The 1509-nt window shown below is 75.7% G+C and carries 1 protein-coding gene; it reads right to left on the reverse strand.

The features are described from left to right. Positions 1 to 135: 135 nt before the first annotated feature. Positions 136 to 1371 (reverse strand): class I SAM-dependent RNA methyltransferase, encoded by a 1236-nt coding sequence (locus ACFV6I_RS37060; protein WP_380430437.1) that lies wholly within the window; start codon positions 1369 to 1371, stop codon positions 136 to 138. Positions 1372 to 1509: the final 138 nt, after the last annotated feature.

Here is a 1509-nt window from a genome sequence, read left to right on the forward strand (position 1 = left end):
GCGTGAACGGGTGCCGCCTCCTCTGCCGTCTCCTCCGACGAACTCCCCCGGACTCCCCCGGACTGCCTCTGACCGCCCCGAACCGCCTCGAACGCGGTCAGAGCCCGTCAGTCAGCACCCCGGAGGGCCGCCGGGTCACTTCCCGATCGGCTCCAGGATCGTCACGCACTCGAAGTGGTGCGTCATCGGGAACAGGTCGAAGGCCCGCAGCGAGACCGGCCGGTAGCCGCCCTCGCGGAAGAACGCCAGGTCCCGGGCGAGCGCCGCCGGGTCGCAGGCGACGTACGCGATCCGGCGCGCCTCCAGGCCGACCAGGTGCGCGACGGTCTCGCGCCCGGCGCCCGAGCGCGGCGGGTCCAGGACGATCAGGTCGGTGGCGGTGATACCGGTGCGCGGCAGCAGCGTCTCGACGCGGTCGCACTCGATCCGCACGTTGTCCAGCGCGGCCAGGTTGTGCCGGGCGTCGGCCACGGCCTGCTTGGAGGACTCGATGCCGAGCACCGCGCCCTCCTCGCCGACCCGGTCGGCCAGCGCGCCCGCGAACAGGCCGACGCCGCAGTACAGGTCGAGCGCGTTCTCGCCCCACTGCGGGTCCAGGCCGTCCAGGACGGCGTCGACCAGGGTGTCCGGCGCCTCGGGGTGGATCTGCCAGAAGCCGCCGTTGCTGACCCGCCAGGTCCGCCCGGTCGCCCGCTCGCGCACGAAGCTGCGGCCGTGCACGCGGTGGATGTCGCCCTGGTCGTCCACCCGGGCGATCGACACCGGCTTGTCCAGCTCGACCAGCGGCAGCTGGGCGCCGGGACGCGGGGTGAGCACCACCTGGCGGTCCGAGGAGCCGCTCGCGGCGATCACCTCGACCGAGGCGATGCCCGGCCAGTCGCGGGCCTCGATGCCGAGTTCGGTGACGCCTTCGGCGGCGATCAGGCAGCGGTCCACCGGCTGCACGTCGTGCGAGCGGTGCTTGCGCAGGCCGACCTTCCCGGTCTCCTGGTCCACGGCGTACTGCACGCGGGTGCGCCAGGTCGGCACCTGCCCGGCCGGCAGCTTGCCGCCGACCGGCTCGACGCTGCCGTCCCAGCCCGCCTCGGCCGGGGTGAGCCCGGCCAGCTTGGCCAGCTGCTCGGTCAGCACCTGCCCCTTGAGCTTGCGCTGCCCGCCCGGGGTGACGTGCTGCCAGTCGCAGCCGCCGCACTTGCCGGGCCCGGAGAACGGGCACGGCGGCGCGATCCGCTCCTTGGCGGGCTCCAGGATCTCGACCGCGTCGGCCCGCAGGAACCGGGAGGTGGAGGTGCCCTCGGTGACCAGTGCGACCACCTTCTCGCCAGGCAGCGCGTGCCGGACGAACAGCACCCGGCCCTCGTGCCGGGCCACGCAGTGCCCGCCGCCGTGCGCGACCGGGCCGACCTCGACCTCGGAGCGGGGGGGGGGCGGCGGAGCGCCGGGCGGGGTGGGGGGGGGGGCGGGCCGCGGGGGGGTGGGCGGCGGCGGCGGCGGGGGGGCGGGCAGGGT

The sequence above is a fragment of the Kitasatospora sp. NPDC059803 genome, from assembly GCF_042732255.1.
In the GTDB taxonomy this organism is placed as follows: Bacteria; Actinomycetota; Actinomycetes; order Streptomycetales; family Streptomycetaceae; genus Kitasatospora.